At 75.2% G+C, this 26,425-nt stretch carries 19 protein-coding genes and 1 pseudogene; 11 read left to right on the top strand and 9 right to left on the bottom strand.

Translation table 11 applies throughout. The features are described from left to right. Positions 1-72 precede the first annotated feature (72 nt). From ABD361_RS29800 to ABD361_RS29785, 4 genes are read right to left on the bottom strand one after another with little or no spacing between them, the layout of a single operon-like run. Complete coding sequence (locus ABD361_RS29800; RefSeq protein WP_344440024.1) at positions 73-933, bottom strand: 5-oxoprolinase subunit C family protein; 861 nt, start codon at positions 931-933, stop codon at positions 73-75. Further along, positions 930-1,571 (bottom strand): 5-oxoprolinase subunit B family protein, encoded by a 642-nt coding sequence (locus ABD361_RS29795; protein ID WP_344440023.1) that lies wholly within the window; start codon positions 1,569-1,571, stop codon positions 930-932. Before ABD361_RS29795 ends, ABD361_RS29800 begins: the two co-directional genes overlap by 4 nt. Beyond that, positions 1,568-2,359, bottom strand: a complete 792-nt coding sequence (locus ABD361_RS29790; RefSeq protein WP_344440021.1) for a LamB/YcsF family protein — start codon at positions 2,357-2,359, stop codon at positions 1,568-1,570. Before ABD361_RS29790 ends, ABD361_RS29795 begins: the two co-directional genes overlap by 4 nt. Further along, the gene (locus ABD361_RS29785; RefSeq protein ID WP_344440019.1) at positions 2,356-3,012 is read right to left on the bottom strand and encodes a GntR family transcriptional regulator; all 657 of its coding nucleotides are present in this window, start codon (positions 3,010-3,012) and stop codon (positions 2,356-2,358) included. The genes ABD361_RS29790 and ABD361_RS29785 overlap by 4 nt, the downstream gene beginning before the upstream one ends. Positions 3,013-3,138: 126 nt before the next feature. Between ABD361_RS29785 and ABD361_RS29780 the strand changes: the two genes are divergently transcribed. The 5 genes from ABD361_RS29780 to ABD361_RS29760 all read left to right on the top strand — a co-directional run bounded on the left by ABD361_RS29780 (position 3,139) and on the right by ABD361_RS29760 (position 12,304). After that, positions 3,139-3,819 carry a DUF969 domain-containing protein gene (locus tag ABD361_RS29780; RefSeq protein WP_344440017.1) on the top strand — a complete coding sequence of 227 codons (681 nt, stop codon included), beginning with the start codon at positions 3,139-3,141 and terminating at the stop codon, positions 3,817-3,819. Next, positions 3,816-4,784 carry a DUF979 domain-containing protein gene (locus ABD361_RS29775; RefSeq protein ID WP_344440015.1) on the top strand — a complete coding sequence of 323 codons (969 nt, stop codon included), beginning with the start codon at positions 3,816-3,818 and terminating at the stop codon, positions 4,782-4,784. Before ABD361_RS29780 ends, ABD361_RS29775 begins: the two co-directional genes overlap by 4 nt. A gap of 140 nt (positions 4,785-4,924) precedes the next feature. Beyond that, positions 4,925-6,466 carry a hypothetical protein gene (locus ABD361_RS29770; RefSeq protein WP_344440013.1) on the top strand — a complete coding sequence of 514 codons (1,542 nt, stop codon included), beginning with the start codon at positions 4,925-4,927 and terminating at the stop codon, positions 6,464-6,466. A gap of 127 nt (positions 6,467-6,593) precedes the next feature. Then, a complete protein-coding gene (locus tag ABD361_RS29765; RefSeq protein ID WP_344440011.1) occupies positions 6,594-7,502 on the top strand; it encodes a hypothetical protein in 909 nt (302 codons plus the stop codon). Between the two features lie 26 nt (positions 7,503-7,528). Beyond that, entirely contained in the window at positions 7,529-12,304 is a 4,776-nt protein-coding gene (locus ABD361_RS29760) for a coiled-coil domain-containing protein (RefSeq protein ID WP_344440009.1), read from the top strand. Positions 12,305-12,347: 43 nt separating this feature from the next. Here the strand turns inward: ABD361_RS29760 and ABD361_RS29755 are convergent, their stop codons facing one another. Then, positions 12,348-12,698, bottom strand: a complete 351-nt coding sequence (locus tag ABD361_RS29755; RefSeq protein WP_344440007.1) for a hypothetical protein — start codon at positions 12,696-12,698, stop codon at positions 12,348-12,350. Between the two features lie 324 nt (positions 12,699-13,022). Between ABD361_RS29755 and ABD361_RS29750 the strand changes: the two genes are divergently transcribed. The 4 genes from ABD361_RS29750 (at position 13,023) to ABD361_RS29735 (ending at position 17,120) form a co-directional block, all read left to right on the top strand. Continuing rightward, the gene (locus ABD361_RS29750; RefSeq protein WP_344440046.1) at positions 13,023-15,446 is read left to right on the top strand and encodes a sensor histidine kinase; all 2,424 of its coding nucleotides are present in this window, start codon (positions 13,023-13,025) and stop codon (positions 15,444-15,446) included. Continuing rightward, a complete protein-coding gene (locus ABD361_RS29745) occupies positions 15,443-15,895 on the top strand; it encodes a roadblock/LC7 domain-containing protein (RefSeq protein ID WP_344440005.1) in 453 nt (150 codons plus the stop codon). The genes ABD361_RS29750 and ABD361_RS29745 overlap by 4 nt, the downstream gene beginning before the upstream one ends. 8 nt (positions 15,896-15,903) lie before the next feature. After that, positions 15,904-16,392, top strand: coding sequence for a DUF742 domain-containing protein (locus tag ABD361_RS29740; RefSeq protein ID WP_344440003.1), 489 nt, complete (start codon positions 15,904-15,906; stop codon positions 16,390-16,392). A 122-nt stretch (positions 16,393-16,514) separates the two neighbouring features. Continuing rightward, positions 16,515-17,120, top strand: coding sequence for a GTP-binding protein (locus tag ABD361_RS29735; protein ID WP_344440001.1), 606 nt, complete (start codon positions 16,515-16,517; stop codon positions 17,118-17,120). A gap of 7 nt (positions 17,121-17,127) precedes the next feature. Here the strand turns inward: ABD361_RS29735 and ABD361_RS29730 are convergent, their stop codons facing one another. Continuing rightward, positions 17,128-17,916, bottom strand: coding sequence for a M15 family metallopeptidase (locus ABD361_RS29730; protein ID WP_344439999.1), 789 nt, complete (start codon positions 17,914-17,916; stop codon positions 17,128-17,130). Between the two features lie 59 nt (positions 17,917-17,975). Continuing rightward, positions 17,976-20,354, bottom strand: a complete 2,379-nt coding sequence (locus ABD361_RS29725; RefSeq protein ID WP_344439997.1) for a glycoside hydrolase family 31 protein — start codon at positions 20,352-20,354, stop codon at positions 17,976-17,978. 205 nt (positions 20,355-20,559) lie between these two features. Between ABD361_RS29725 and ABD361_RS29720 the strand changes: the two are divergent. Further along, a pseudogene (locus ABD361_RS29720) lies at positions 20,560-22,565 on the top strand (acetoacetate--CoA ligase). A gap of 218 nt (positions 22,566-22,783) precedes the next feature. Beyond that, positions 22,784-23,686 carry a hypothetical protein gene (locus ABD361_RS29715; RefSeq protein ID WP_344439995.1) on the top strand — a complete coding sequence of 301 codons (903 nt, stop codon included), beginning with the start codon at positions 22,784-22,786 and terminating at the stop codon, positions 23,684-23,686. 78 nt (positions 23,687-23,764) lie between these two features. On the opposite strand, the gene ptsP is transcribed toward ABD361_RS29715, so the two are convergent. Further along, positions 23,765-25,435 (bottom strand): phosphoenolpyruvate--protein phosphotransferase, encoded by a 1,671-nt coding sequence (gene ptsP / locus ABD361_RS29710; RefSeq protein ID WP_344439993.1) that lies wholly within the window; start codon positions 25,433-25,435, stop codon positions 23,765-23,767. A 106-nt stretch (positions 25,436-25,541) separates the two neighbouring features. After that, positions 25,542-25,991 carry a PTS sugar transporter subunit IIA gene (locus ABD361_RS29705; RefSeq protein WP_344439991.1) on the bottom strand — a complete coding sequence of 150 codons (450 nt, stop codon included), beginning with the start codon at positions 25,989-25,991 and terminating at the stop codon, positions 25,542-25,544. Positions 25,992-26,425: the final 434 nt, after the last annotated feature.

Below are 26,425 nucleotides of genomic sequence, written 5' to 3'. Positions count from 1 at the left end.
CAGGACCGGCACCCGGCGCCCGCCCGGCCAGGGAAGCCGTCGACGGTACGTTGGTCGGCTTGGTCGGCTTGGTCAGCGCCGCACCGGTACGAACCGCAGGGGCGTGCCCGGCGGGGCCTGGGCCGCGGCGGGCAGGGCGGTGGCCGGGACGACGCCGATGACCGGGTAGCCGCCCGTGGTGGGATGGTCGGCCAGGAAGAGGACCGGCAGGCCGTCCGGAGGGACCTGGATCGCGCCCAGGACCACGCCCTCGCTGGGCAGTTCCCCCTCGCGGACCCTCGCGAGCGCCGGGCCCCGCGTGCGCAGGCCGATGCGGTTGCTCTCGGGCGAGACCACCAGTCCGCCGGCGGCCCAGATGCGCAGCGCGTCCGGCGCGAACCAGTCGTCGCGCGGGCCCGGCACCAGCGGCAGGACCAGCCCGCCCGGCCCCGGCGCCGACCAGGGCACCCCGTCCGCCGCGGCCGGCGGGCCGCACGGCGGGCCCAGGGGGAGGCGCTCGCCGTCCACGAGCGGATCCGGGCCCAGGCCCGACAACAGGTCGCGCGACCGGCTGCCGAGGACCTCCGGCACGGCGAGGCCCCCGGCGAAGGCGAGGTAGGAGCGCACGCCCGCCGTGGCCGGCCCCGCCTCCAGCACCGCGCCCGCCGGCAGGAACAGCGGCTCGCCCCAGGCCACCGGCCGGCCGTCCACCCGTACCGGGCACGGCGCGCCGGTCACCGCCGCGACGACGGGGGCGTCCGTGCGCACCGCGCAGCCGTTCACGGTGGTCTCCAGCGTCGCCGCCCCCTCGGGGTTGCCGACCAGGCGGTTGGCGAGGCGGTGCGCCGGTTCGTCCAGCGCCCCCGCCCGCGGCACGCCCAGGTGCGCGTACCCGGGCCGGCCGAGGTCCTGCACGGTGGTCAGTGCCCCGGCGCGCACGACGGTCAAGGTCATCGGCCGCGCTCCTCGAAGCGCACCCGGGTGCCGGGCGCCAGCAGGGCGGCGGGCTCGCGCCGGGGGTCCCACAGGACGGCGTCGGTGCGGCCGACGATCTGCCAGCCGCCGGGGGAGGAGCGGGGGTAGACGCCGGTGTACGGGCCGGCCAGGCCCACCGCGCCGGCCGGCACGGCGGTGCGCGGGGTGTCCCGGCGCGGCACGTGCAGGTGCGGCGGCAGCCCGGTGAGGTAGCCGAAACCGGGCGCGAAGCCGCAGAACGCCACCCGGTATTCGATGCCGGCGTGGATCCGGGCCACCTCGCGCTCGCCCACGCCCCACAGCTCGGCGACCCGCGCCAGATCGGCGCCGTCGTAGCGGACGGGCAGCACCAGCGGCGCGGAACCGGTGGCGGGCAGCGGCGGCACCTGCCACCGCTCCAGGTCCGCCGCCAGGGCGCGGGGGTCGGCCAGCCCGTCGAGCAGGACCGTCCGGGCGGCGGGCACGATCTCCCGTACGGGCGGCAGCGCGCCGGCCGCGCGGCGGCGCAGCAACTCGGCGTGCAGGGCCTGGGCCTCCTCGGCGGTGGCCACCTCCACCAGCAGCGCGTCGCGGCCGACGGGCAGCGCGCGCCGGGCCGTGTGCTCCCTGGCCGTCACGCGAACGCCTCCACGCGCACGCCCGCCGCCTCCAGCGCCTGCCGCACGCGCCGGGCGAGCTGCGCCGCGCCGGGGGTGTCGCCGTGCACGCACAGCGAACGCGCCCGTACGGCCACCTCCTCGCCGGTGAGCGCCGTGACCGCGCCGTCGCGGGCGAGGCGCACACTGCGGGCGAGGACGGCGTCCGGGTCGGGCACCACCGCACCGGGCTCCCGGCGCGGCACCAGGGTGCCCCGCGCGGTGTACGCGCGGTCGGCGAACGCCTCGGCCACCACCGGCAGTCCGGCCCGCGCGGCGGCCTCGTGCAGCCGCGACGCGGGCAGGCCCAGGACCGGCAGCCGCCCGCCCGCCCGCAGGACCCCGGCGACCACGGCCTGCGCCTGCTCGGCGTCGACGACCACGCGGTTGTATAGGGCGCCGTGCGGTTTGACGTACGCCACGTCGGCGCCGGCCGCCTGCGCGAAGACCCGCAACGCGCCGATCTGGTAGGTGATTTCGTCGGCGAGCTCCTGCGGCGGCACGTCCATCGCCCGCCGCCCGAAGCCGGCGAGGTCGCGGTAGGAGACCTGCGCGCCGATGCGCACGCCGCGCTCGACGGCCCGCTCGCACACCCGCCGCATGGTCGACGGGTCGCCGGCGTGGAAGCCGCAGGCGACGTTCGCGCTGGTGACGGCGGCGAGCAGGGCGTCGTCGTCCGTCAGCTGCCAGCGGCCGAAGCCCTCGCCGAGATCGGCGTTGAGGTCGAGGACGGGGGCGGGGGCCGGGTTCTGCGGCGCGGTGGTCGTCATCGGTCGTCCTCCCTGGTCCGCAGGGCGTCGAGGATCAGGCGGCAGGCGTCCGCCAGGTAGGCGGTGAGCTCCGCCTCCGCCGCGGTGTGCTCACCGCGCTCCAGCAGCGTGGCCAGGGTGCGGTTGCGGGCGACGAAGGGCGCGTGGAAGTGCCGGGGCGAGGGCATCGCGTGGAAGGCCAGGCGCAGTTCGGCCAGCAGTCGGTCCATGGCCGCGTCGATGCGGGCGCTGCCGGCCAGGGCGGCCAGCGCCCGGTGGAAGCGCAGGTCCGCGGTGGCGACGCGGCTCCAGTCGCCGGCGCGTGCGGCGTCCTCGGCGTCGGTCACCGCCGCGGCGACGGCCTCCCGCAGCGCGGCCGGGGCCGTGGCCGCGGCCCGTACGCCCGCGCTCTGCAGTGCCGCGCGCATGCGGTAGATGTCGGTGACGTCGGCGGGTTCGAGGACCCTGACGAACACGCCGCGGTTGAGCAGGTGCACCACCAGGCCGTCGTGGACTAGCAGCCGGAAGGCCTCGCGCAGGGTGTTGCGCGAGACGCCGAGCTCCCGCCCGAGCGCCTCCTCGGACAGCCGGGTGCCGGGCGGCAGACCGCCGCCCTCGATGCGCTCGCGCAGCGCGCAGGCAATGCGCTGCGAGGCGGCGCTGGAGTTTGCCATGGCCTCTCCCGGGGATCCCACGGAGGTTTTCCGCTCAGCCCATTGAGGATTGTTCAACAATATCTTAGCGTCCTCGCAGTCGCCTCACCTCGTCGAGTGAGGTCCGAGAATGCGGAAGGCCCGCGCATGCTCGTACTCCTGGGCGTCCTCGTGGTGGTGGCCGGCTTCGCCACGAGACGCAACCCGCTGCTCGTGGTCGGTGCCGCCGGCATCGTCACCGGAGCGCTGGGCGGGCTCTGGCCCCGCGAGGTCCTCGCCGCCTTCGGCACCGGCTTCGCCGGCAGCCGCGCGGTGACCGTCTTCGTCGTCACGCTGCCCGTCATCGGCCTGCTGGAACACCACGGCCTGCAGGAACAGGCGCGCAACCTCGTACGCCGCCTGGCCGGGCTCACCACCGGCCGCTTCCTCGCCCTGTACCTCCTGCTGCGGCAGGTCACCGCCGCCGTCGGCCTCGGCGGCGTCCTCGGGCACGCCCAGACCGTGCGCCCGCTGGCCGCGCCCATGGCCGAGGGGGCCGCGGAGCGGCGGCACGGCGAGCTGAGCGACAGGGCGCGCGAGAAGATACGTTCCTTCGCGGCCAGCGCCGACAACGTCGGCTTCTTCTTCGGCGAGGACGTCTTCCTCGCCGTCGGCTCGATCCTGCTGATCACCGGATTCGTCAACGCGACGTACCACACGCAACTGGAGCCCCTGCAGCTGGCGCTGTGGGCCGTGCCCACGGCGCTGTGTGCCCTGGCCGTGCACGGCTGGCGGCTGCTGCGCCTCGACCGCACCCTCGACCGCACCCTCGAAGGAACCCCCCGATGATCAAGGCGGAGTGGTTCTACTGGCTCGTCGGCGGCATCTTCCTCGTCATGGCCGCGCAGATGCTCACCGACCGCACCAACCCCAAGCGCCTGGGCAGCGCCGCCTTCTGGGGCCTGCTGGGCGCCGGATTCTGCTACAGCACCTGGGTCGTGGACCACAGGGCGCCCGCCGAACCCCTGGGTGCCGCCGTCCTGCTCATGATCTGCCTGGCGGGCTTCGGCCTCACCGGCCGCGGCGCCTCCCGCGTGCCGGGCCCGCAGCAGCGCGAGGCGGCCGCCGCCCGGCACGGCAACAGGCTCTTCGTCCCCGCCCTGACCATCCCGGCCGTCGCCCTGGTGTGCGCCGTGGGCCTGAAGAAGGTCACCGCCGGCGGTCAGCCGCTGCTGCAGAAGGGCAGCGAGACCGTCCTGGGGCTGGGCATCGGCGCCCTGGCCGCCCTCGTCGTCGGCATGGTGCTGCTGCGCGAGCGCCGCATGCTCGCACCCCTGCACGCCGGGCGTTCGATACTGGAGTCCGCGGGCTGGGCCCTGCTGCTGCCGCAGCTGCTCGCCACGCTCGGGGCCATCTTCGCCAAGGCCGGCGTGGGCGAGCAGGTCCGCCGCATCACCACCGCCGTGCTGCCGCACGGGTCGGTCTTCCTCGCCGTCGTCGTCTACTGCGCGGGGATGTTCCTGTTCGCCGTCGTCATGGGCAACGGCTTCGCCGCCTTCCCCGTCATGACCGCCGCCGTGGGCTGGCCGGTCCTGGTGGAACAGGCGCACGGCGACCCCGCCGCCGTCCTCGCCGTCGGCATGCTCGCCGGCTTCTGCGGGACGCTGGTGACGCCCATGGCCGCGAACTACAACCTCGTACCGGCGGCCCTTTTGGAACTGACGGACCGGTACGGGCCCATCAAGGCGCAACTGCCCACGGCATTCGTCCTGCTCGGCTGCAATATTGCCATCATGTCCGCTTTTGCGGTGTGAGGGGGGTGGGGGCGGAACGACCCGTTCCCCGCCGTCCTAGACTGTCCTCTCCGGACCGCGCCTGCCGGACCGTCGTCCGGCAGCCCGGCGAACCCGTGCCGTTTCGTCCGTTGTCGGTGCGACCGCCTACTCTGTGCGACGTGACTTCTCCAGCCCCGGCGGCCGTTCCGCCCCAGCTCAACGGGCCGCTGCGCCCGGCCCCGGGCCCGGCCGCCGACGAGGGCCTGGCCCGGCGCCTGCGCGCGCTCGCCTGCACCGCGCCGCTGCACGACCTCGACGTCCGCAAGGCCAACCTCGCGGGCGAGTTCGGCGTCTACGCCATGGCCGAGGTGGCACTCGCCGCCATCGACCTCGTCACCCTCAACATGGACTTCGACACCGGGGCCGACCATGAGCAGATAGTCGCAAGGCTCCAGCCCCGCGTCGCCGCCCAGGCCCCCGGGCGGCCCGCCGCCGAACACGAGCGCGTCGCCCGCTGGGTCCTGGAGAACCTCATCAACGTCGGCAGCGCCGACCGCGGCTTCCGCGCCGTCTACGGCACCTTCGGCGCCGACGGCGCCTACGTGCGGCGCGACTACGACTTCAAGCTCGTCGAGGAAGTGCCCGGCCCCGGCGGCACCGTCTTCCTGCGCACCACCGACGAGGCCGTCAACGTCCTCGTCGGCGCCCTCGACACCGACGTCACCAGCGCCCAGATCGCGGCCGAGGTCAAGCTGGAGGTCCTCATCAGCCGCGGCCGCCTCGCCGACGCCCAGCTCGCCGCCGAGCAGGCCCGCTACCGCACCGTCCAGTACGCCGAGACGCTCCGCAAGACCCTCGACGCCACCCGGCGCAACGTGCGCGCCGTCGACTGGCTGCAGGCCGTCCCCGACATGATCGCCGAGGCCCTCGAACACGTCGCCGACCGCTACCGGCACGAGAACGCCATCCTCACCAACATCCGCAAGGTGCGCGACGAGGCCGAAGCCGGCCCTGATGCGAAAACCGCCGAGTACAAGCGGCGCGCCGCCGAGCTCGTCGACATCGTCAAGGACTGCATCCGCCGCCACACCCAGCTGCAGTCCCGGCTGCTGGAGGCCGGCCCCCTCTTCCGCGCCGAGCAGGACCGCCAGGCCTTCTCCACCCCCGCCGCCCGCGCCGGCCTCGACCTGTACGGCCAGCTCCTCGCCCCCCTGCTGCCGCTGCCCCTGGAGCAGGCCGGCCGCGTCACCGACGCCTTCTTCGCCCGCGGCACGGGCCTGCGCACACCGGTCGCGGTCCGCGTCGGCGACCTCGTCGAGATGCTGCTCACCCCGCCCGCCGAGCGCGAGCACCTCGGCGCCGAGATGCCCGAGCCGGACCTCGTCGAGACCCCCGACGACAGCCGCTTCAGCGAGGAACAACTCGCCGCCGCGACCGAGCTGCTCACCCTGCCGCCCGACGCCCCCCGCCGGCTGTCCGGCCTCCTGGCCGAGGCCCGCCGCCGCGACCCCGACCTGCCCTACCTCGTCGCCCTCCTGGCCGTCCACGCCGCCAGCCCCCCGGTCGGCACGGCCTACCGCCAGGGCGAGCCGTCCCTGCTCTTCGCCGTCGACGACGGCACGCAACTGGACGACCCCGAATTCGGCGGCGCCGACCTCATCGTCGGCACGGCCCTCCTCGACGCGGCCGGCATGGCGGCGGACCGGCAGGAGGCGTCGTGAGCGCCGGACCGGCGGCGCCCGGCCTCCCGGGTGACGGCCGGTCGACCACCGCCGGGCTCCCCGGCGACGTGTCCGGCGGTGCCGTACCATCCGCAACCCACGCAGACCCCCCGCAGGAGCACCAACCGTGACTGAGTACGACGCCGAGGCCCCGGCCGACGAGGCCGGCACCGGTGAGACCGGCGAGGCCCGAGCGGCGAGCGCCACCGCCACCGTCACGCCGGCCGACGCCGCCGACGCGGCGCGGCTCATCGCGTTCGGGCTGCAGCCCAAGCTGCAGCCCGCCCGCGACGCCGAGTACGCCGAGCTGCTGCGCCGCCACCGTGACGAGCCCGCCTTCGCCCGGCTCGCCGACGCCGTCGCCGCCGGGCTCGGCCTCGTCGTGCTGGAGGTCTCCACCCGCGCCGGCATGGCCGTGACCGCCGCCGAGGACTCCGTCTTCGCCGTCCGCATGGGCGACTACGCGCGCCGCGCCACCGCCGACTCCGGCGACCGCTTCCTGCACGGCCTGGCCCACCTCGCCGTCGCCGCCATGGCCTTCCCCCGCCCCGCGGACCTCGCCGACGACGGCTACATCGGCCGCGTCACCGTCAACGGCGTCGACGCCTTCGTCCGCCAGGCGTGCCGCCGCCTGGAGGAGCGGGCCGCCGAGCAGGGCGAGAACACCGACCCCGTCAGCGACGCCCCCGGCCTGGAGGCCGCCTGGCGGGTCTACGCCCGCCGCAGCGCGACCGGCGCCACCAAGGACGCCCGCCGCCTGGCCGGCTCGACCACCGGCATCATCGCCAAGGCGGTCGCCTTCCTCGTCGACTCCGGCTTCCTGCAGCGCACCGGCGACGACGGCGGCGGCACGTACCGCACCACGGCCCGCTACCAGCTGCAGGTGCGCGACATGGCGGGCAGCGCCGCCATGGCCGAGCTGCTGGAGCTGGGCGTCGTGCCCGTCGCCGACGGCAGCGCCACGCTCCTGCCGCCGGACGACTCCGACGCCCTCGACCTGGTCGCCGACGCCGGCCTGCCCTTCCACGCTTCCTGAGTCCTCCCGACATACGAGAGTCCGCCATGTACGAGCTGTCCCGGGTCCGTCTCTACTCCATCGGACCCGCCGGTGCGCGCTACGCCGACACCGTGCTGGACCTGCGCGGGGTCGGCGCCCCGGTGCCCAGCCCCGCACCCGCGCAGGGGGATTTCTTCGCCGAGGAGCCCGTCGGCCCGCCGCGCCGCCCGGCCCCCGCCGGCGTGCTGTTCCTGGAGAACGGCGGCGGCAAGTCCGTGCTGCTCAAGCTGATCTTCTCGGTGATGCTGCCCGGCCACCGCAACACCCTCGGCGGCGCCAGCTCCGGCGTGCTGCGCAAGTTCCTCCTCGCCGACGACTGCGGCCACGTCGCCCTGGAGTGGCAGCACGTGCTCACCGGCGAGACGGTCGTCGTCGGCAAGGTCAGCGAGTGGCGCGGCCGCCAGGTCTCCAACGACCCGCGCAAGTTCGCCGAGGCCTGGTACTCCTTCCGTCCCGGCGCCGGCATGAGCCTGGACTCGCTGCCCGTCGCCGAGTCCACCGCCATGCGCCCGTCCGCCGACGGCGCCTCCGGCGCGCGCGGCCGCCGCCGCACCATGAAGGGCTTCCGCGACGCCCTCACCGAGGCCGGCAAGGCCTACCCCCACCTGGACGTCGTCTGGGAGGAGATCCACGAGCGCTGGAACGAGCACCTCGGCGAGCTCGGCCTCGACCCCGAACTCTTCCGCTACCAGCGCGAGATGAACGCCGACGAGGGCGAGGCCGCCGGCCTCTTCGCCGTCAAGAACGACTCCGACTTCACCGACCTGCTGCTGCGCGCCGTCACCGACACCCGCGACACCGACGGCCTCGCCGACCTCGTGCACGGCTTCGCCCACAAGCTCGGCCGGCGCGCCGAGCTCACCGCCGAGCGGGACTTCACCGCCGGCTCCCTCGACCTGCTCTCCCGCATCGTCGAGGCCGCCGAACAGCGCGAACGCGCCCGCGACGTGCACGCCGGCGCCGAGCGCCGCACCCGCGCCCTCGCCCGCCGCCTCTCGGCCCGCGGCGCCGCCGAGCGCGCCCGCGCCGTCGAACTGGCCGGCCAGGTCGCCGCCGCCGCGCACGCCGTCACCGACGCCGAGCGGCAGCGCGACCGCAGCTCCCTGATCGCCGCCGAACTGGCCTACCGCCACGCCTCCCTCGCCCTGGCCGCCGGCGAGAAGGCCGCCGCCGCCCAGCGCCGCGAGCTCAACGACGCCCGTACGCTGCACTCCGCCTGGCAGGCCGCCGAGACCGTGCTGCGCCACCGCGCCGCCGCCGACCGCTCGGCGCGCGTCGCCGCGGCCATCCACGAGGCCGAGCGCGACGCCGCCCCGGCGCTCGCCGCCCGCTCCCGCGCGGCCGCCGAGCTCGTGCGCGCCCTCAACGCCGCCGCGGAACAGGGCGAACGCGTCGCCAACGAGCACGAGGAGCGCTCGGCCGCCCTCCAGGAGACCGCCGAGGTCGCCCACCGCGACGCCACCGCCGCCGCCACCGGCGCCCAGCGCGCCCGCAGCGAGGCCGAGCACCTGCGCCAGCGCCTCGCCGAGGTCGAGCAGGAGACCGCCGAGGCCGTGCGGGCCGGCTGGCTGGACGACACGGCCCCGGACGCCGACCCGGCCAGGGCCGCACTGGCCGCCAGCGACGCCGAGAAGCCGGCCGTGGCCGCGTACGAATCGGCCCGCGAGGAGGCCCGGCAGGCCGCGGACCGTGCGAAGGAGGCCGCCGCGGCCGAGAGCCGCGCCGAACTCACCGCGGCGCGGGCCGCCGACGCGGCGACGGCGGCGGAGTACGCGTACGACGCCGAGCGCCGGGCGGCGCAGTCCATCGGCGCCGACCAGCGCCTGATCGACCTCCTGGGTCTCCCCCAGCCGACGGCCTCCGGCCAGCTGCCCGCCCAGCGCAGCGCCTCCGGCGCGGACGTCGCCGGTGACGGCGAGAGCGCCCCGGGTGCCGACACCGTGCCGGGCACTCCCGCCGCCGCGGTGCCGGACGGGGACACCCCGTCCGGAGAGACCGGGCACCCCGTGACTGCGGGCTCGGCGCCCGGCGGTGCTCTGACCGCCGAGGAGCTCGACCGGAGTGCCGACGCGCTGCGCGAGCTGCTCGACGAGAACGTCGCCGCCGCCGAGCGGCAGTTGTTCGAGCTGCGTACGGCCGCCGCCGACGACTCGCGGATCCTGGGCGCGCTCGGCGACGGCGGTCTGCTGCCGCCCAGCCCCGACGTGCTGGCCGCCGTGGAGTTCCTGGGCGAGCACGGCATCCCGGCCCTGCCGGGCTGGCGCTATCTCGCCCAGTCCGTCGATCCGGCGCGGCACGCTGCCGTGCTGGCCGCTCGTCCCGAGCTCGTCGACGGCGTCGTCATCACCGACAACGACTCGCACGCCCGGGCCCGCGAGGTGCTCGGCGCGGCCTCGCTGCTGCCGCGCTCGGCCGTGGCCGTCGGCACGGCCGCCGCACTGCTCGCACCGGCCCCGGCCGACGCGGGCGAGGGCGAGGGCATCTTCGGCGTCTTCCTCGTACCGCCGAACCCGGCGATGCACGACGAGCGGGCCGCCGACGAGGAGCGGCACGCGCTGCGCGAGCGCGCCATGGCCCGGGACGAGGAGATCCGCACGGTCGCCGCCCGGCTGGCCGGGGACCGGGCGCTCGCCGCCCGGCTGTCGTCCTGGCGCGCCGGCTGCCCGCAGGGGCGGCTCGCCGAGCTGGCCGCCGAGGCCGAGCGCACGCGCGTGGCCGCCGACGCGGCGCAGCAGGCGCTCGCCGAGGCCCGTACGGTCCGGGCGGAGGCCGAGGAGGCGGCGGCCGAGACGGCCCGTGTGCGCGACGAGCGGCAGGAGGCCGCCCAGCGGGCCCGCCGGGTCGCGGACGCCCTGGCCGGCCTGGCGTACCGGCTGCGCGAGCGCGCCACCTGGCAGAGCAGGGTGCGCGAGCTCGCCGAGGAGGCCGCCGAGGCGGAGGAGCGCGCCGAGGAATGCGTGGACCGGGCCCGGGCGGCCGACGAGGAGCGCCGCGCCGCCCAGCGCGCCGCGGACGACGCGCGCCGTACGGCGCGTGCACTGCGCGCCGAGCGCGCGGAGATCGCGGGTGCCCCCGACGACGTCGAGGGGGACGCCGAGCCGCCGGCCGGCTCCCTGCCCGCCCTGCGCGAGGCCTACCGGGCCGCCTCCCAGGTCTACGAGAAGGTGGGCGTCGGCGCCGACCTGCGCGCCGAGCAGGCCCGGGCCGAGAGCGACGAGAGCGCGGCCCGCGCCGAGCTGGACCGCCTCACCAACAAGGTGCGCACCCGCGCCGCCCAGCTGCTGGAAGGCACCGACGGCGCGGACGGCCCCTCCCGGCAGGCCGCCGCGGCCCGCGCCGAGGCCCTGGTGCAGACGCTGGAGTCGCGTGCCTCGGCCGCCAGCGAGCAGCTCGGCCGGCTGCGCGGTGAGGCCGAGCGCCTCGCCCCGGCGGACGGCGAGGCCCACACCGAGCTCCCGGAGGAGCTGGTGCCCACCGACGCCGACAAGGCCAAGGCGCTGCTGCGCACCGCCACCGCCGACCTCGCCGCGCGCGCCGAGGCGCTGGAGGCGGCCCGCGCGGCCCACGCCGGGCTGCTGCGCGCCCACCGGGCCGCGGAGGACGCGGCCACCGGCTTCGACGACACCGCGGCCATGCTGCGCGACCTGCTGCGCGACCACTCCGCGGACGACGAGGCGGAGGAGGCCGAGCCGTACGCCGGCAGCCCGGAGGAGGCCCGGCAGGCCGCCGCCGAGGCCCGGCGCTCGCTGCGCGGCTGTGCCGGCGACCTGTCGGCCGCCGAGGCGGCCGTGCGCGAGGCCTCCGACGTGCTCGTGCGGCACGCGAACTCCACGCGTTACGAGCAGGTGCGCACCCCGGCCCGCCAGCAGATCCGCGAACTGCCCGCCGCCGCCCTGCCGGAGCACGCCGCGGCCTGGGCGGAGGCGTTCGCGCCGCGGCTGCGGGTGCTGACCGACGAGCTCGAACAGCTGGAGCGCAACCGCGAGAGCATCGTCGACCGGCTGCGCGGCCTGGTGGAGTCGTCGCTGACGACGCTGCGTTCCGCGCAGCGGCTCTCGCGGCTGCCGGAGGGTCTGGGGGAGTGGTCGGGGCAGGAGTTCCTGCGCATCCGCTTCGAGGACCCCGACCAGTCCACGCTCACCGAGCGCCTCGGCGAGGTCATCGACGAGGCGACCCGTTCGGCGGTGAAGAAGAACTCCGACCTGCGCCGCGACGGCATGTCCCTGCTGCTGCGCGGGGTGCGGGCGGCGCTGCTGCCGCGCGGGGTGGCCGTGGAGATCCTCAAGCCGGACGCGGTGCTGCGGGCCGAGCGCGTCCCCGTCGGCCAGATGGGCGACGTCTTCTCCGGCGGCCAGCTGCTGACCGCCGCCATCGCGCTGTACTGCACCATGGCGGCGCTGCGCAGCAACGACCGCGGCCGCGACAAGCAGCGCCACGCGGGCACGCTGTTCCTGGACAACCCCATCGGCCGGGCGAACGCGACGTACCTGCTGGAGCTGCAGCGGGCCGTCGCGGACGCGCTGGGCGTGCAGCTGCTGTACACCACGGGCCTGTTCGACACCACGGCGCTGGCGGAGTTCCCGCTGGTGATCCGGCTGCGCAACGACGCGGACCTGCGGGCGGGGCTGAAGTACATCAGTGTCGAGGAGCACCTGCGGCCCGGCCTGCCGCAGCCGCAGGACCCGCAGGAGGAGAAGGTGCACGGGCAGATCACGGCGACCCGGATGTACCGCCGCCCGGCGCAGGAGGCCCCGGCCGAGCCCGTGCCGGCCGGGCAGTAGCCCCGCATCCGCTCCCCCCGGCGGGCCGGCCGATGCCGGCCCGTCAGGGGTGGCGCGGGCTGCGGGCGCGGCGCACCGGCCGCGCCGTGCTGCTCGGCACGGAGACCACTCCGTGCCGCTGCAGCCACACCTGCCGCGTCACCCAGACGTCGGCCACCGCCCAGGTCGCCGCGACGGTGCCGGCCACGGCCAGCAGCACCGCGGGGAACGCCAGCCAGTTGCCGGTGAGCGCGAAGAGTATCGCGATCATGGTGACGATCAGGGTGACCGAGGCGATGAGCCCCGCGCGCACCGCCGAGGCGCGCACGGGATCGGGCATGCGCGGCCGGGCGGCGCTCTCCTCCACCCACAACGGCCTGCGCCCGGACGGCCGGGCGTCGTGGTCCAGGTCCATGGCGGCCCACCTCCCCCACGTGGCTGCTGCCCGGACGGGCCGGTGCCGATGCCTCGCGGCAGCACGCACGCCCCGAACGGACCTCTTTTTGAAAGCCCCTCCCTTGAAGGCCCCTTCCTTGAAAGCCCCTCCCTGAAGGAAAGAGCGCGGAAAGGCGCCCGGAAGTTCCCGGCGCGAGGGAAACAGCGGGAGAAATCCGGCCAGAGAGGTGCGCCGGCCGCACTGGCCTTCGAGTCCCGAACCGCACAGTAGTAGGCTCACGCCGCGTTGCTGTCGGCACACGGAACACCACTCCCCGCCAAGGGGATTGACATGGGGGAGGCCATGCGCTTTCGCGGGAAGTCGATCCGCCGGAAGATCGTGGCGCTGCTGCTGGTGCCCCTGGTGTCCCTGACGGGGCTGTGGGTCTTCGCCACGTCCATCACCGCCGGCGAGGCCGTCCAGCTGCTCTCCGCCGCCGACGTCATGCGCAAGGTCGGCTACCCGGCGGGCGACATGGTGCGCGCCCTGCAGAAGGAGCGCCGCCAGACCCTCGTCCAGCTCGCCGACCCCGCCCGCGCGGACGTGCGCACCGAGCTGCTCACCCTGCAGCACGCCACCGACCGGACGGTGTCCTCCTTCCGCTCCGGCGTGGACGCCGATGTGCGCGGGGACATGAGCGCGGACGCGGCGAAACGGTTCCGCGCCCTGGAGCGGGCCCTCGACGGCCTCGACGACCTGCGCCGCAAGGCCGCCGACGGCGCACTGACCCGCCTCGACGCCTTCCAGGCCTACAACGACATCATCGAGCCCTACTACGACTTCCTCGGCAGCCTCGGCCCCCTGCAGAACACCGAGATGGACCGCCAGGGCCGGGCCGTCGTCGGCCTCGGCCGCGCCCGCGAGGCCGTCGCCCGCGAGGACGCCCTGCTGGCCGCCGCCCTGGCCGCCGGCACCATGACCCGTCAGGACCTGCGCGCCTTCTCCGACCGCATCGCCGAGCGCACGACCCTCTACAACGCCCACCTGCCCGAGCTGCCCGCCGCCGACCAGAAGACCTACCAGGACTACTGGCGCGGTACGAGCGCCCGCGCCCTGGTCGCCACCGAGGACGCCGTCGTCCTCGCGGGCCAGGCCGGGGCCGTGCGCGTCGTGGACGCGCACCGCTGGCAGAGCACCGCCGGACCGGTCCTGGAGGACCTCAGCCGGATGAGCGTCGAGACCGTCGACCGCTTCAGCGGCCGGGTACGGCCGGTGGCCGCCGGAGTGCTGGCCAAGGCGGTCGTCGCTGGCATCCTGGGCCTCATCGCCCTCGTCGTCTCGCTCGTCGTCTCCCTGCGCGTCGGCCGCGGCCTGGTCAAGGACCTGCAGCAGCTGCGCAAGGAGGCCCACGAGGTCTCCGGCGTCCGGCTGCCGAGCGTCATGCGCCGCCTCGCCGCCGGCGACCGCCTCGACATCGAGGCCGAGGCCCCCCGCCGGGAGCACGGCTCGGACGAGATCGGCCAGGTGGGGCAGGCCCTGGAGACCCTGCAGCGCGCCGCGATCGAGGCCGCCGTCAAGCAGGCCGAGCTGCGCCGCGGCGTCTCCGAGGTCTTCGTCAACCTCGCCCGGCGCAGCCAGGTCCTGCTGCACCGGCAGCTGACGCTGCTGGACGCCATGGAGCGCCGCACCGAGGACACCGAGGAACTCGCCGACCTCTTCCGCATCGACCACCTCACCACGCGCATGCGTCGCCACGCCGAGGGCCTGGTCATCCTCTCCGGCGCCGCCCCCTCCCGGCAGTGGCGCCGCCCCGTCCCGCTGATGGACGTCGTACGGGCCGCCGTCGGCGAGGTCGAGGCGTACGAGCGCATCGAGGTGCGCCGGCTGCCGCGGCTGGCCGTCTCCGGCCCCGCCGTCGCCGACCTGACCCACCTGATCGCCGAACTGCTGGAGAACGCCACCGTCTTCTCCCCGCCCCACACCGCGGTCCACGTCACGGGCGAGCGCGTCTCCAACGGCTTCACCCTCGAAATCCACGACCGCGGCCTGGGCATGCCCGCCGAGGCGCTGCTGGAGGCCAACCTCCGCCTCGCCGAGACGCCCGAGTTCGAGCTGTCCGACACCGACCGGCTCGGCCTGTTCGTCGTCAGCCGGCTCGCCCAGCGCCAGGGCGTACGGGTCTCGCTGCAGCCCTCGCCGTACGGCGGCACCACCGCCGTCGTCCTCATCCCCTCCGGCCTGCTCACCGAGACCGCGCCGGGCGCCGGGCAGGAGGACACCGGCGGCCGGCCCGTGCCCCGCCCCGCGGCCCGCCGCCCCGCGCGGCGCACCGGCTACGCCTACGAGGACCCGGAGGACGGGCCGTACGCCACCGGCTCGCACGCCGCGCCGTACGAGCCGTCGCCCGACGGCGCCCACGACGACACCTCCGGCGCCGTGCCGCTGCCGCGCCGCAGGGCCGCCCACCGGGCCGTACCCGACGGCGAGCAGCACCAGCAGGCCGCGGACCTCCCGGCCACGGACCCCACCCCGCCCGGCGGCCTGCCCCGGCGCGTGCGCCAGGCCAGCCTCGCCCCGCAGCTCAAGGACCCGCCCGCCGCCCGCACCCGGCCGGTGCCCGACCCGGCCGGCGGGCCGGGCGAGCGCGACCCCGAGGAGGTGCGCTCGCGCATGGCCGCCCTGCAGCGCGGCTGGCAACGGGGCCGGGCCGACAATGACCTGACGACGCCACCGAAGACGTCGGGCAGAACCGCACCAGGAACGACAACCGAGGGGGACGGTCGATGACCGCACCGAAGGCCGCGATACGCACCACTGACCGCACCGGGGACAAGGACGCCGGCTCCGGCGGGCTCAACTGGCTCCTCGACGACCTCGTCGAACGCGTCGGCAGCATCCGCAAGGCGCTCGTGCTCTCCGGCGACGGACTGGCCACCGGCTCCTCCAAGGAGCTCAGCCGGGAGGACGGCGAGCACCTGGCCGCCGTCGCCTCCGGCTTCCACAGCCTCGCCAAGGGCGTGGGCCGGCACTTCGCCGCCGGCGAGGTCCGGCAGACCGTCGTCGAGCTCGACCGGGCCTTCCTGTTCGTCACCGCCGCCGGCGACGGCAGCTGTCTGGCCGTCCTCGCCGACGCCGAATCCGACATCGGCCAGGTCGCCTACGAGATGACCCTCCTCGTCAAGCGCGTGGGCGCGCACCTGGCCACCGCTCCGCGCGCCGGCGCCGCCGACGCGTGAGCCGCGGCATGACCGAGGACGCCGCCGCCTTCCGTCCGCCGGCCCCCGCGAGCGGCCCGGGCGGGGGCGCCCGGCGGCCGCCCGGGGCGGACGCACCGGAGCACGCCGCGCACTGGTACGACGACGCGGCGGGCCCCGTCGTCCGCCCGTACACGATGACCCGCGGCCGCACCCGGGCGGCGGCGGCCGAGCGGCTCGACCTGATCGCGCTCGTCGTCGCCGAGGACTTCCTGCTCGCCCACCCCGGCGGCGCGCACGCCATCGCCGACCGGACGCTCTCGCCGGAACACCTCGACATCGCCGCGCTCGTCCTGCAGGAGCCGCAGTCCGTCGCCGAACTCGCCGCCGGGCTCGACCTGCCCGTCGGCGTCGTGCGCGTCCTCATCGGCGACCTCATCGACGCCGGCTACGTCAGCGCCTGCCGCCCGGTGCCGCCGGCCGAGCTGCCCGACGCCGGCATCCTGCGCGAGGTCATCGACGGGCTGCGGGCCCTGTGACGGGAGTCGGAAGGGGGTTGAACAGGCGGCGGTCCGTGCGGAACGATCAGTACCGCGGGGGAGAGCAGGACCACGGGGGGAAGCGCGATGCCGCACTGACCCTTGAAGACGGAGGAAATCCCATGGTGTTCGGCCGCTCTGACCGCCGCATACGGCCCGCGGCCCCGCCGGTGGCCCTCAAGGTGCTCGTCGCCGGCGGCTTCGGCGTCGGCAAGACCACGCTGGTCGGCTCCGTCAGCGAGATCCAGCCGCTGCGCACCGAGGAACTGCTCACCGAGGCGGGCCGCCCCGTCGACGACACCTTTGGCGTGGAGGCCAAGCGCACCACGACCGTCGCCATGGACTTCGGCCGCATCACCCTGCGCGAGGACCTCGTGCTGTACCTCTTCGGCACCCCCGGCCAGGACCGCTTCTGGTTCCTGTGGGACGAGCTGGCCCAGGGCGCGCTCGGTGCCGTCGTGCTCGCCGACACCCGGCGCCTGGCCGACTGCTTCGCCGCCGTCGACTACTTCGAGCGCCGCGGCATCGCCTTCACCCTCGCCGTCAACTGCTTCGACGGCGCGGCCCGGCACTCCGAGGAGGCCGTGCGCGACGCGCTCGACCTCGACCCGGAGGTGCCCGTGATCATGTGCGACGCCCGTGACCGCGAGTCCGTCAAGGAGGTGCTCGTTTCCGTCGTCGAGCACGCCCTGGCCAGCGGCATCACCCGCAGCCCGGCGGCGGTCTGACGGCCGGTCAGCGCACGGGGAAGTCGAAATAGGTGTCCGGGTACGGCTCGCCGCGCAGCGTGAAGTGCCACCACTCCTCGGGCAGGTTGACGAAACCGGCCCGCTCCATCGCCGTCTTCAGCAGCAGCCGGTTCGCCCGCTGCACGCCCGTGACCCGCGGGTCCAGGGTGTGCGCGAGCGTGTCGAAGCAGTCGAACCCCGTGCCCATGTCCACCGTGTTGTCCGGGAAGCGTGCCGCCTTCGGCGCGTAGCAGTTCACCAGCGGCTCCCCGGGCACGTACGGGCGCGTGGGCCACGCCGGCAGCCGCACCACCGTCAGGTCCATCGTGCTGCCCCGCGAGTGCCCGGACTTCGCCGCGATGTAGCCGTCCTCGAACAGGCGCGACTTGTCCACCCGCGGATAGAACTCCTCCTTCATCCGCACGTCCGCCAGGTCCTTCGCCCACGCCACGAAGTCGTCGACCGCCCGCTGCGGGCGGTAGCAGTCGTAGACCTTCAGCGAATAACCGCGCCGCAGCAGCACCCGCTGCACCCGGTGCAGCCCCTCGGCCGCCGGCCGCGTCAGCAGGCACCGGGGCCGCTCGTAGCCGGCCACCCGGTGGCCGGTGAAGTTGTGCGGGGTGACGTACCGCATCTCCTGAAGGATCGTCGGGTCCACCGACGCGAGGGCCACGAACCCCCGCGGCAGCGCCTCCGGGCGCGGCAGGGGACGCGCCGACGCCGGCACGGACACCGCCGTACAGACCACGGCCACCAGGGCGATCAGCATGCGCCGCAGCGCGGACAGTCTCGGCATGCCCCTCGCTTACCAGCCCGCACCCGCCCCGGGGAACCCCCGCGACGCCCATCGGTACGTCACCCGCCCAGCAGCCGCACCCGGTGACCGACCTCGGCCGCGCCCTCGCGCTCCACCTCCACCACCCCCTCCCGCCACCGCGTCGAGAACCGCACCACCGGCGGCTGCTCCCAGCCGTCCCCGGCGTCCGGCACCAGCACCCCGCTGCCCGTACGGCCCGGCGCGGGCGCCCACACCTCCAGCTCCACCCCGCCCTCCGCTCCTGCCACCGGAATCACCGCACCCGCCCGCGCCAGCACCGGCACCCGCGACAGCGGGGCGTCCAGCAGCACCTGCCCCGGCCCCTCGTACGCCCGCCCCGTCGCCGTGTCGTACCACCGCCCCCGCGGCAGCCGCACCGCCCGCCGGTCCGCGCCGCGCTCCAGCACCGGCGCCACCAGCAGCGCGTCGCCCAGCAGGAAGGCGTCCTCGCAGTCGCGCAGCGCCCGGTCCTCCGGCGAGCGCCACCACACCGGCCGCACGTACGGCGCCCCCGTGCGGTGCGCCAGGTGCGCCAGCGTCATGAAGTACGGCAGCAGCCGCTCCCGCTCCCGCAGCGCCGCCCGCGCGTGCTCCAGCACCTCCGCCCCGAACTCCCACGGCTCCCGCCGCCCCGCCGCGATGGCCGCGTGCGTACGGAACAACGGCAGGTACGACCCCAGCTGGAACCAGCGCAGGTACAGCTCCGGCGACGGCGAACCGGTGAACCCCCCGACGTCCGGCCCCGAGTACGGCACCCCGCACAGCCCCAGACCCAGCACCAGCGCCAGCGACGCCCGCAGCCCCGGCCAGCCCGTCGCCACGTCCCCCGACCACGTCCCGCCGTAGCGCTGCATCCCCGCCCAGCCCGACCGGGAGAACGTGAACGGCCGCTCACCGGGCCGCAGCGCGCACAGCCCCTCGTACCCGGCCCGCGCCATCTGCATCCCGTACACGTTGTGCGCCTCGCGGTGGTCGCCGCCGCGGCCCTCCAGCGCGTGCCGCGCCGAACGCGGCAGCGTCGGATCGCCGAACGCCGCGAAGGACACCGGCTCGTTCATGTCGTGCCAGAAGCCCGCGAACCCCTGCGCCAGCCGCTCCTCGTACAAGCCGCCCCACCACGAACGCACCTTCGGATCGGTGAAGTCCGGATAGACCGACTCGCCCGGCCACACCTCGCCGCGCACCTCGCGCCCCCGCGCGTCCTTCACGAACGCCCCCGCCCGCACCCCCGCGTCGTACACTGCCAGCCCCGGCTCCGCCTTCACCGCCGGATCCACGATCGACACCAGCCGCGTCCCCTGCGCGCGCAGCTCCTCCGCCAGACCCGGCAGGTCCGCGAACCGCTCCCGGTCCACCGTGAACACCCGGTGCCCGCGGAAGTGGTCGATGTCCAGGTGCAGCGCCGACAGCGCCAGCCCCCGCTCCCGGTAGCCGGCCGCCACCCGCCGCACCTCCTGCTCGGTGCCGAACCCCCACCGCGCGTGCTGGTACCCCAGCGCCCACGCCGGCGGCACCGCCGCACCCCCCGTCAGCGCCGCCCAGCCGCCGAGCACCCGCGCCGGAGTGCCCACCAGCACCCACGAGCGCAACGGCCCGCCGTCCATGCGCACCTCGCAGCGGCCCGGCCGGTCGTGCCCCGAGCCCGCCCCCTCCTCGCCCTCCCACAACCGCACCCGCCCGTCCCACGTGTTGTCGTGGAACGCCAGGTGCGTGCCCGCGTCCGCCACCACCAGCTGCACCGGCATCGTGATGTACAGCGGATCGTCGCCCGGCTCGAAGGAACCCCCCGGATCGGTGTTCCACAACCGGTACTCCCCGTCCCGCAGCCGCGGCCCCGCCGCCCGGCCGCCCAGCCCGAAGAACCGCGCGTCCGCCGCCACCTCCGAACGCTGCATCCACCGCCCGGCGCCCGCCGCCCCCGTGGCCGCCTGCCCGCCCGGCGCCTCCCACCAGCGCGGCGGCAGGTCCCGGCGCAGCACCACCCCGCCCGGCGTACGGAACTCCACCGTCCCGTGCCGCGAGACCGTCACCAGCACCCGCTCCGAGACCACCCGCCAACCGCCGTCGGTGTCCGGCTCCAGCACCGCCCGCTCGTCCACCTCCGGCACCCCGCCGGCCAGCGCGTACGACGGCTCCGGCCCCGCCCCGTCCCAGCCGCAGAACACCGCCCCGCCCGCCGCCACCCGCACCCGCAGCGACGAACGGGCGAAACGCACCACCCCACCGCCCGGCTCCGGCTCCGCGCCCTGCGCCGCCCCCGGCACCCGGGCCCGGGTCGCCCCCTGGCGCGGCAGCGCCACCGCATCCGCCCGGTGCCGCCGCCACGCCGACCGCACGGACCGCAGCCCCTGCGCGCTGCCCACCGCCCGCAACGACGCCACCCACTTCGACGACCACACCACGTCACCCACGTCCATGTCGCCCACCCTGCCACCGGCCCCGGCCGGCACGCGTACCGTTCCGCACCCGTTCACCCCCGCTTGGGACTGCCCCGCCCGCGCACGTGTGACACCGGCCCTGGTGCACGAGTCGATCACATGGCATGGTCTGGGCAGCCGCCACACGCGCCCACCCCGCCGTGCGCGGTGCCGCCCACGACGCGTAGCAGCCGGGAGCCGACAGATGACCACCGCACCGCAGCCCGCCGAACAGCCCGAGCCGATGTGGCGGCCCGGCGCGGACCGCATCGCCCGCGCCCAGGTCACCCGCTTCCACGCCTTCGCCGCCGAGCAGCACGGCGCCCCCGCCCCGCGCCCCGGCGACCCCGTCGCGAGCTACGCCGACCTGCACCGCTGGTCCGTCGCCGACCTCGAAGGCTTCTGGCGCGCCGTCACCGAATGGACGGACGTCCGCTTCTCCAGCCCCTACGAGCGCGTCCTCGCCGACCGCTCCATGCCCGGCGCCCGGTGGTTCCCCGGCGCCACCCTCAACTACGCCGAACACGCCCTGCGCGCCGCCGAGGACCCCGCCCGGGCCGGCGAGCCCGCCCTGCTGCACGCCGACGAGACCGGCACCGAGCCGCACCCGGTCACCTGGACGGACCTGCGCCGCCAGGTCGGCTCCCTCGCCGCCGCCCTGCGCCGCCTCGGCGTGCGCCCCGGCGACCGCGTCAGCGGCTACCTGCCCAACGTCCCCCAGGCCGTCGTCGCCCTGCTCGCCAGCGCCGCCGTCGGCGCCGTGTGGACCTCCTGCGCCCCCGACTTCGGCGCCCGCAGCGTCCTCGACCGCTTCCAGCAGGTCGAGCCCGTCGTCCTGTTCGCCGTCGACGGCTACCACTACGGCGGCAAGCGCCACGACCGCACCGACGTCGTCGCGCAGCTGCGCGACGAACTGCCCACCCTGCGGGCCGTCGTGCACGTCCCGCTGCTCGGCACGCCCGCCCCCGACGGCGCCCTGGACTGGGACGACCTCACCGCCGCCGACGTCGCGCCCGTCTTCGAACAGGTGCCCTTCGACCACCCGCTGTGGGTGCTCTACTCCTCCGGCACCACCGGCCTGCCCAAGGCCATCGTCCAGTCCCAGGGCGGCATCCTCGTCGAACACCTCAAGCAGCTCGCCTCCACTGCGACCTCGGCCCCGGCGACCGCTTCTTCTGGTACACCTCCACCGGCTGGATGATGTGGAACTTCCTCGTCTCCGGCCTCCTGGTCGGCGCCACCGTCGTCCTGTACGACGGCAGCCCCGGCCACCCCGACACCGCCGCCCAGTGGCGCATCGCCGAACGCACGGGCACCACCCTCTTCGGCACCTCCGCCGCCTACGTCATGGCCTGCCGCAAGGCCGGCGTCCACCCCGGCCGCGACCTCGACCTCTCCACCGTCCGCTGCGTCGCCACCACCGGCTCCCCGCTGCCGCCCGACGGCTTCCGCTGGATCCATGACGAGGTCGCTGCGGACATGTGGATCGCCTCGGTGAGCGGCGGCACGGACGTGTGCAGCTGCTTCGCCGGCGCCGTCCCCACCCTGCCCGTGTACGTCGGCGAGCTCCAGGCCCCCTGCCTGGGCACCGACCTGCAGGCCTGGGACCCCCACGGCAAGCCGCTGACCGACGAGGTCGGCGAGCTCGTCGTCACCAACCCCATGCCCTCCATGCCCGTCCGCTTCTGGAACGACCCCGACGGCAGCCGCTACCTCGAGAGCTACTTCGAGATGTTCCCCGGCGTCTGGCGGCACGGCGACTGGATCACCCTCACCTCCCGCGGCACCGTCGTCATCCACGGCCGCTCCGACTCCACCCTCAACCGGCAGGGCGTGCGCATGGGCTCCGCCGACATCTACGAGGCCGTCGAACGGCTCCCCGAGATCCGCGAATCCCTCGTCATCGGCGTCGAACAGCCCGACGGCGGCTACTGGATGCCCCTGTTCGTCCACCTCGCCGCAGGCGCCGCGCTCGACGACGCCCTGCTGGAGAAGATCAAGCGCACCATCCGCGAGCAGCTCTCGCCGCGGCACGTGCCCGACGAGGTCATCGAGGTCCCCGGCATCCCCCACACCCTGACCGGCAAGCGCATCGAGGTCCCCGTCAAGCGCCTGCTGCAGGGCACGCCCCTGGAGAAGGCCGTCAACCCCGGCTCCGTCGACAACGCCGCCCTGCTCGCCTTCTACGAGCGCCTGGGCCGGGAGCGCTAGGGCCTGTCCGGCGGATCTTCGCCATGCGGCACAAGGCGCCCCGTCAGGGGCGCGGGGAACTGCGCGACAAGCCACGACGCGCCCGCGGACGGGGGCCGGGCTTCGCCCGCGTCCCGGGCGTCAGCACCCGCGAGGTGTAAAAGCCCCTGGTCAGCGGCATTGTCAGTGGCGACCGTTACGGTGAGTGAGCATCGATCACCTGCGCTGAGGGGGAGTTCATGGCGCTCACCGACAACGGCCGCACCCGGCTGACCGCACGACGCAGGCTCCGCAGGGAGACACCCAGCACCGTGGCCGTCCTGGCCGGCGAACGCGAGTTCGCCGCCATGCGCGCCTACGACACCTTCACCTTCGACGACCACGCCGGCTACCTGCGGCACGTCGAGGGCCTGCTGCGCAGCCTCGCCGCCGGCGGCACCTACACCACCGTGGCCCTCTTCGACCCCGATCAGTACGCCCAGTACTGCGCCGACCTGCACCTGGACCCCGACAGCCCGGACAGCCGCACCCGCTACACCGCCCACGTCGCGGCCGCCGGCACCACCCTCCCCTACGACGGCCGCCCCCTGGCCGGCCTCCTGCCCGACCTCCTCGACGCAGCCGGCCACCGGGCCCACTGGGAACGCGCCACCGCACTCCTCTCCCGCGACGGCGACTGCACCTCCTGCGGCGAGGACATCGGCCGGGCCGCCTTCACCCGCGCCTCCCACCTGCTGCACCGCCTCGTCGAGACGGCCGGCCCCGGCCACCACCACCTCGTGTGCAGCGTCAGCCCCGGCCCCGGCGACCCCACCACCCCCGGCGAGCGCGGCCCGCTCGTCGCCGCCCTGCACACCCGACACGACGGACACGGCACCCCGCACCTCGGCGATGCCGCCGCCCTCGTCTTCTGCACCGTCCTCGGCGCCGGCATCGCCACCGACGGCGCCGGCGGCGTCGTCCTGCGCACGACGGCGCCCGGCCGGCCCGAGACCGTACGCGCCTGGAGCCTGACCGGCACCGGGCTGCGCCCCCTGAGCGAGGCCGAGGTCTTCGCCGCCTACTGCACCGACGCCCGCACCGGCGAACCGGTCCCACCGGAACACGGCGTCGAGTACAAGGAAGGATTCCCCGTGGACTGAAACGACAGGGACTGAAACGACAAGGGCGCCCCACCGGATCCGGTGGGGCGCCCCTGGTTCACCTCTGTGTCGGCGAGCTCACTCGCCCGACAGCACCGCCTGGGCCGCCAGACGGGCCTCCTCGGCCGTGTCCGTCGCCCGCGCGGCCGCGGCCGCACGCTCGCACTGGGCCAGCGTGTACTTGGCCAGCGTCGCCCGGACATAGGGGATGGACGCCGCACCCATCGACAGGCTCGTCACGCCCAGACCCGTCAGCACGCACGCCAGCAGCGGGTCCGAAGCCGCCTCGCCGCACACGCCGCAGCTCTTGCCCTCGGCCTTGGCCGCCTCGGCGGACAGCGCCACCAGGTCCAGCAGCGCCGGCTGCCACGGGTCCTGCAGGCGCGAGACCGCACCCACCTGACGGTCGGCCGCGAACGTGTACTGCGCCAGGTCGTTCGTGCCCAGCGACAGGAACTCGACCTCCTGCAGGATCGAACGCGCCCGCAGCGCGGCGGAGGGAATCTCCACCATCGCACCGAACTTCGCCTGCAGACCCGCCTCCCGGCAGGCGTCCGCGAACGCCTTCGCGTCCGTACGGTCCGCCACCATCGGCGCCATGACCTCCAGGTACACCGGCAGGCCCGTCGCGGCCTCGGCCAGCGCCGCCAGCTGCGTGCGCAGCACCTCCGGGTGGTCCAGCAGGGTACGCAGACCGCGCACGCCCAGCGCCGGGTTCGGCTCGTCGGCCGGCGTCAGGAACTCCAGCGGCTTGTCCGCACCGGCGTCCAGCACCCGCACGACCACACGGCCCTCGGGGAAGGCCTCCAGCACCTTGCGGTAGGCCTCGACCTGCTTGGCCTGCGACGGCGCCTTCTTGTCGTCGTCCAGGAAGAGGAACTCGGTACGGAACAGCCCGACGCCCTCCGCCCCCGCGTCCACGGCGGCGGCGACATCGCCCGGACCACCGATGTTCGCCAGCAGCGGCACCTTGTGCCCGTCCGAAGTGGCACCCGGACCGGACGACGCGGCAAGCGCGGCCTTGCGCTCCTCCGCCGCCCTCGTCAGCTCCGCACGCTTCTCCTCGCTCGGGTCGACGAAGATCTCGCCCGTGCTGCCGTCCACGGCCACCACCGTGCCCTCGGCAAGCTCACCCGCACCCGGCAGCGCCACCACGGCCGGCACGCCCAGCGCCCGGGCCAGAATCGCCGAGTGGCTGGTCGGGCCGCCCTCCTCGGTCACGAAGCCCAGCACCAGCGTCGGGTCCAGCAGCGCCGTGTCCGCCGGCGCCAGGTCCCGGGCGATGAGCACATACGGCTCGTCGCTGTCCGGCACGCCCGGCATCGGCACGCCCAGCAGGCGCGCCACGATCCGGTTGCGCACGTCGTCGAGGTCGGCCACCCGGCCCGCCAGGTACTCGCCGGCGTTCGCCAGCAGCGCCCGGTAGGCGGCGAACGCGTCGTACACCGCGCGCTCCGCGGTGCTGCCGACGGTGATGCGCCGTTCGACGTCGGCCATCAGCTCGGGGTCCTGCGCCATCATGGCCTGGGCCTCCAGCACGTGCTGGGCCTCGCCACCGGCCAGGTTGCCGCGCGCGATGAGGTCGGCGGCCACAGCCTCGACGGCCTGGCGGGCGCGCCCCTGTTCGCGCGGCGCCTCGTCCGTCGGAATCTGCTTGGCCGGCGGCTCCAGAACCGCCGTGCCCATGTGCCGGACCTCGCCGATCGCCACACCGTGGCTCACGCCGACGCCTCGCAGCGTTGTCTCCATTTCACCCGTCTCCGGTCGGATGCGACAGCGCGTGGCCGCCGCAGTGGATGTCGTACGTACCGCCGGTCCTGTCCTCCCGGCGGCGGAGGTCACCGCAGGTGAAAGGTCACTGCCAGGTGAAGAGGGTGTCGCCCGCCTTGACGTCGCCGTCCTCGACGAGGTCGGCCAGCACGTCGGCGGTGGCCTCCAGCGCGACGACCGGGCAGACCGGCGACTTGCCGGCCTCCTCGACCGCGGCCGGGTTCCAGCGCACGACCTCCTGGCCACGGGTGACGGTGTCACCCTTGTTCACGAGCAGCTCGAAGCCCTCGCCGTTGAGCTGGACCGTGTCGATGCCGAGGTGCGTCAGCACGCCGTGGCCCTCGGAGTCGACGACGACGAAGGCGTGCGGGTGCAGCGAGACGATGACACCGTCGACCGGGGCGACGGCGGCGTGCGGCTCACGCACGGGGTCGACAGCGGTACCGGGGCCCACCATCGCTCCGGAGAACACCGGGTCGGGCACTGCCGCGAGTCCGATGGCCCGTCCGGCGATCGGGGACGTCACGGTGGTCATGGGAAGCCTCCCAGGGGTGGAGATTGGTCACGCGCCGTCACTACCTGTCCTGGACGGCGCACTGGTCAGAAGCGTATGTCATAGGAAGAGAGGCTTCCGCACGAGCGTGCGGGCGCGACGCGGGCACGAGACCGTGTGCGCTGCGTAATCGATTTGCCTCGCCCGAGCGGTGGCTGTACTGTCGGATCCCTGCCCACGAGGGCGGCACCCCACTGCAGACCGATCCAATTCCGGATCCGCTTCTGTCTGTCCGTATGAACGGAAAGAAACAGGGCGGTAAGGAAGCCGGAAAAAGCCTGATAGAGTGGGAAACACCGAAGGGAAGCGCCCGGAGGGCCCGGTGAAACGGGACCGAAGGAAGCGTCCGTTCCTTGAGAACTCAACAGCGTGCCAAAAGTCAACGCCAGATATGTTGACACCCCGTCCATCATCAC

The organism is Streptomyces luteosporeus (assembly GCF_039532865.1).
GTDB classification, from domain to species: Bacteria; Actinomycetota; Actinomycetes; order Streptomycetales; family Streptomycetaceae; genus Streptomyces; species Streptomyces luteosporeus.
Note: the sequence above shows the minus strand (reverse complement) of the source record. Positions and strands in the feature narration are given on the sequence as shown.

What these genes read in the sequence shown, in the direction of transcription:
- ABD361_RS29730 (WP_344439999.1), bottom strand. Translation starts at nt 17,916, where the DNA reads ATGCCGAGACTGTCCGCGCTGCGGCGCATGCTGATCGCCCTGGTGGCC.
- ABD361_RS29725 (WP_344439997.1), bottom strand. Translation starts at nt 20,354, where the DNA reads ATGGACGTGGGTGACGTGGTGTGGTCGTCGAAGTGGGTGGCGTCGTTG.
- ptsP (WP_344439993.1), bottom strand. Translation starts at nt 25,435, where the DNA reads ATGGAGACAACGCTGCGAGGCGTCGGCGTGAGCCACGGTGTGGCGATC.
- ABD361_RS29780 (WP_344440017.1), top strand. Translation starts at nt 3,139, where the DNA reads ATGCTCGTACTCCTGGGCGTCCTCGTGGTGGTGGCCGGCTTCGCCACG.
- ABD361_RS29705 (WP_344439991.1), bottom strand. Translation starts at nt 25,991, where the DNA reads ATGACCACCGTGACGTCCCCGATCGCCGGACGGGCCATCGGACTCGCG.
- ABD361_RS29785 (WP_344440019.1), bottom strand. Translation starts at nt 3,012, where the DNA reads ATGGCAAACTCCAGCGCCGCCTCGCAGCGCATTGCCTGCGCGCTGCGC.
- ABD361_RS29740 (WP_344440003.1), top strand. Translation starts at nt 15,904, where the DNA reads ATGACCGAGGACGCCGCCGCCTTCCGTCCGCCGGCCCCCGCGAGCGGC.
- ABD361_RS29745 (WP_344440005.1), top strand. Translation starts at nt 15,443, where the DNA reads ATGACCGCACCGAAGGCCGCGATACGCACCACTGACCGCACCGGGGAC.
- ABD361_RS29760 (WP_344440009.1), top strand. Translation starts at nt 7,529, where the DNA reads ATGTACGAGCTGTCCCGGGTCCGTCTCTACTCCATCGGACCCGCCGGT.
- ABD361_RS29735 (WP_344440001.1), top strand. Translation starts at nt 16,515, where the DNA reads ATGGTGTTCGGCCGCTCTGACCGCCGCATACGGCCCGCGGCCCCGCCG.
- ABD361_RS29750 (WP_344440046.1), top strand. Translation starts at nt 13,023, where the DNA reads ATGCGCTTTCGCGGGAAGTCGATCCGCCGGAAGATCGTGGCGCTGCTG.
- ABD361_RS29775 (WP_344440015.1), top strand. Translation starts at nt 3,816, where the DNA reads ATGATCAAGGCGGAGTGGTTCTACTGGCTCGTCGGCGGCATCTTCCTC.
- ABD361_RS29755 (WP_344440007.1), bottom strand. Translation starts at nt 12,698, where the DNA reads ATGGACCTGGACCACGACGCCCGGCCGTCCGGGCGCAGGCCGTTGTGG.
- ABD361_RS29715 (WP_344439995.1), top strand. Translation starts at nt 22,784, where the DNA reads ATGGCGCTCACCGACAACGGCCGCACCCGGCTGACCGCACGACGCAGG.
- ABD361_RS29790 (WP_344440021.1), bottom strand. Translation starts at nt 2,359, where the DNA reads ATGACGACCACCGCGCCGCAGAACCCGGCCCCCGCCCCCGTCCTCGAC.
- ABD361_RS29800 (WP_344440024.1), bottom strand. Translation starts at nt 933, where the DNA reads ATGACCTTGACCGTCGTGCGCGCCGGGGCACTGACCACCGTGCAGGAC.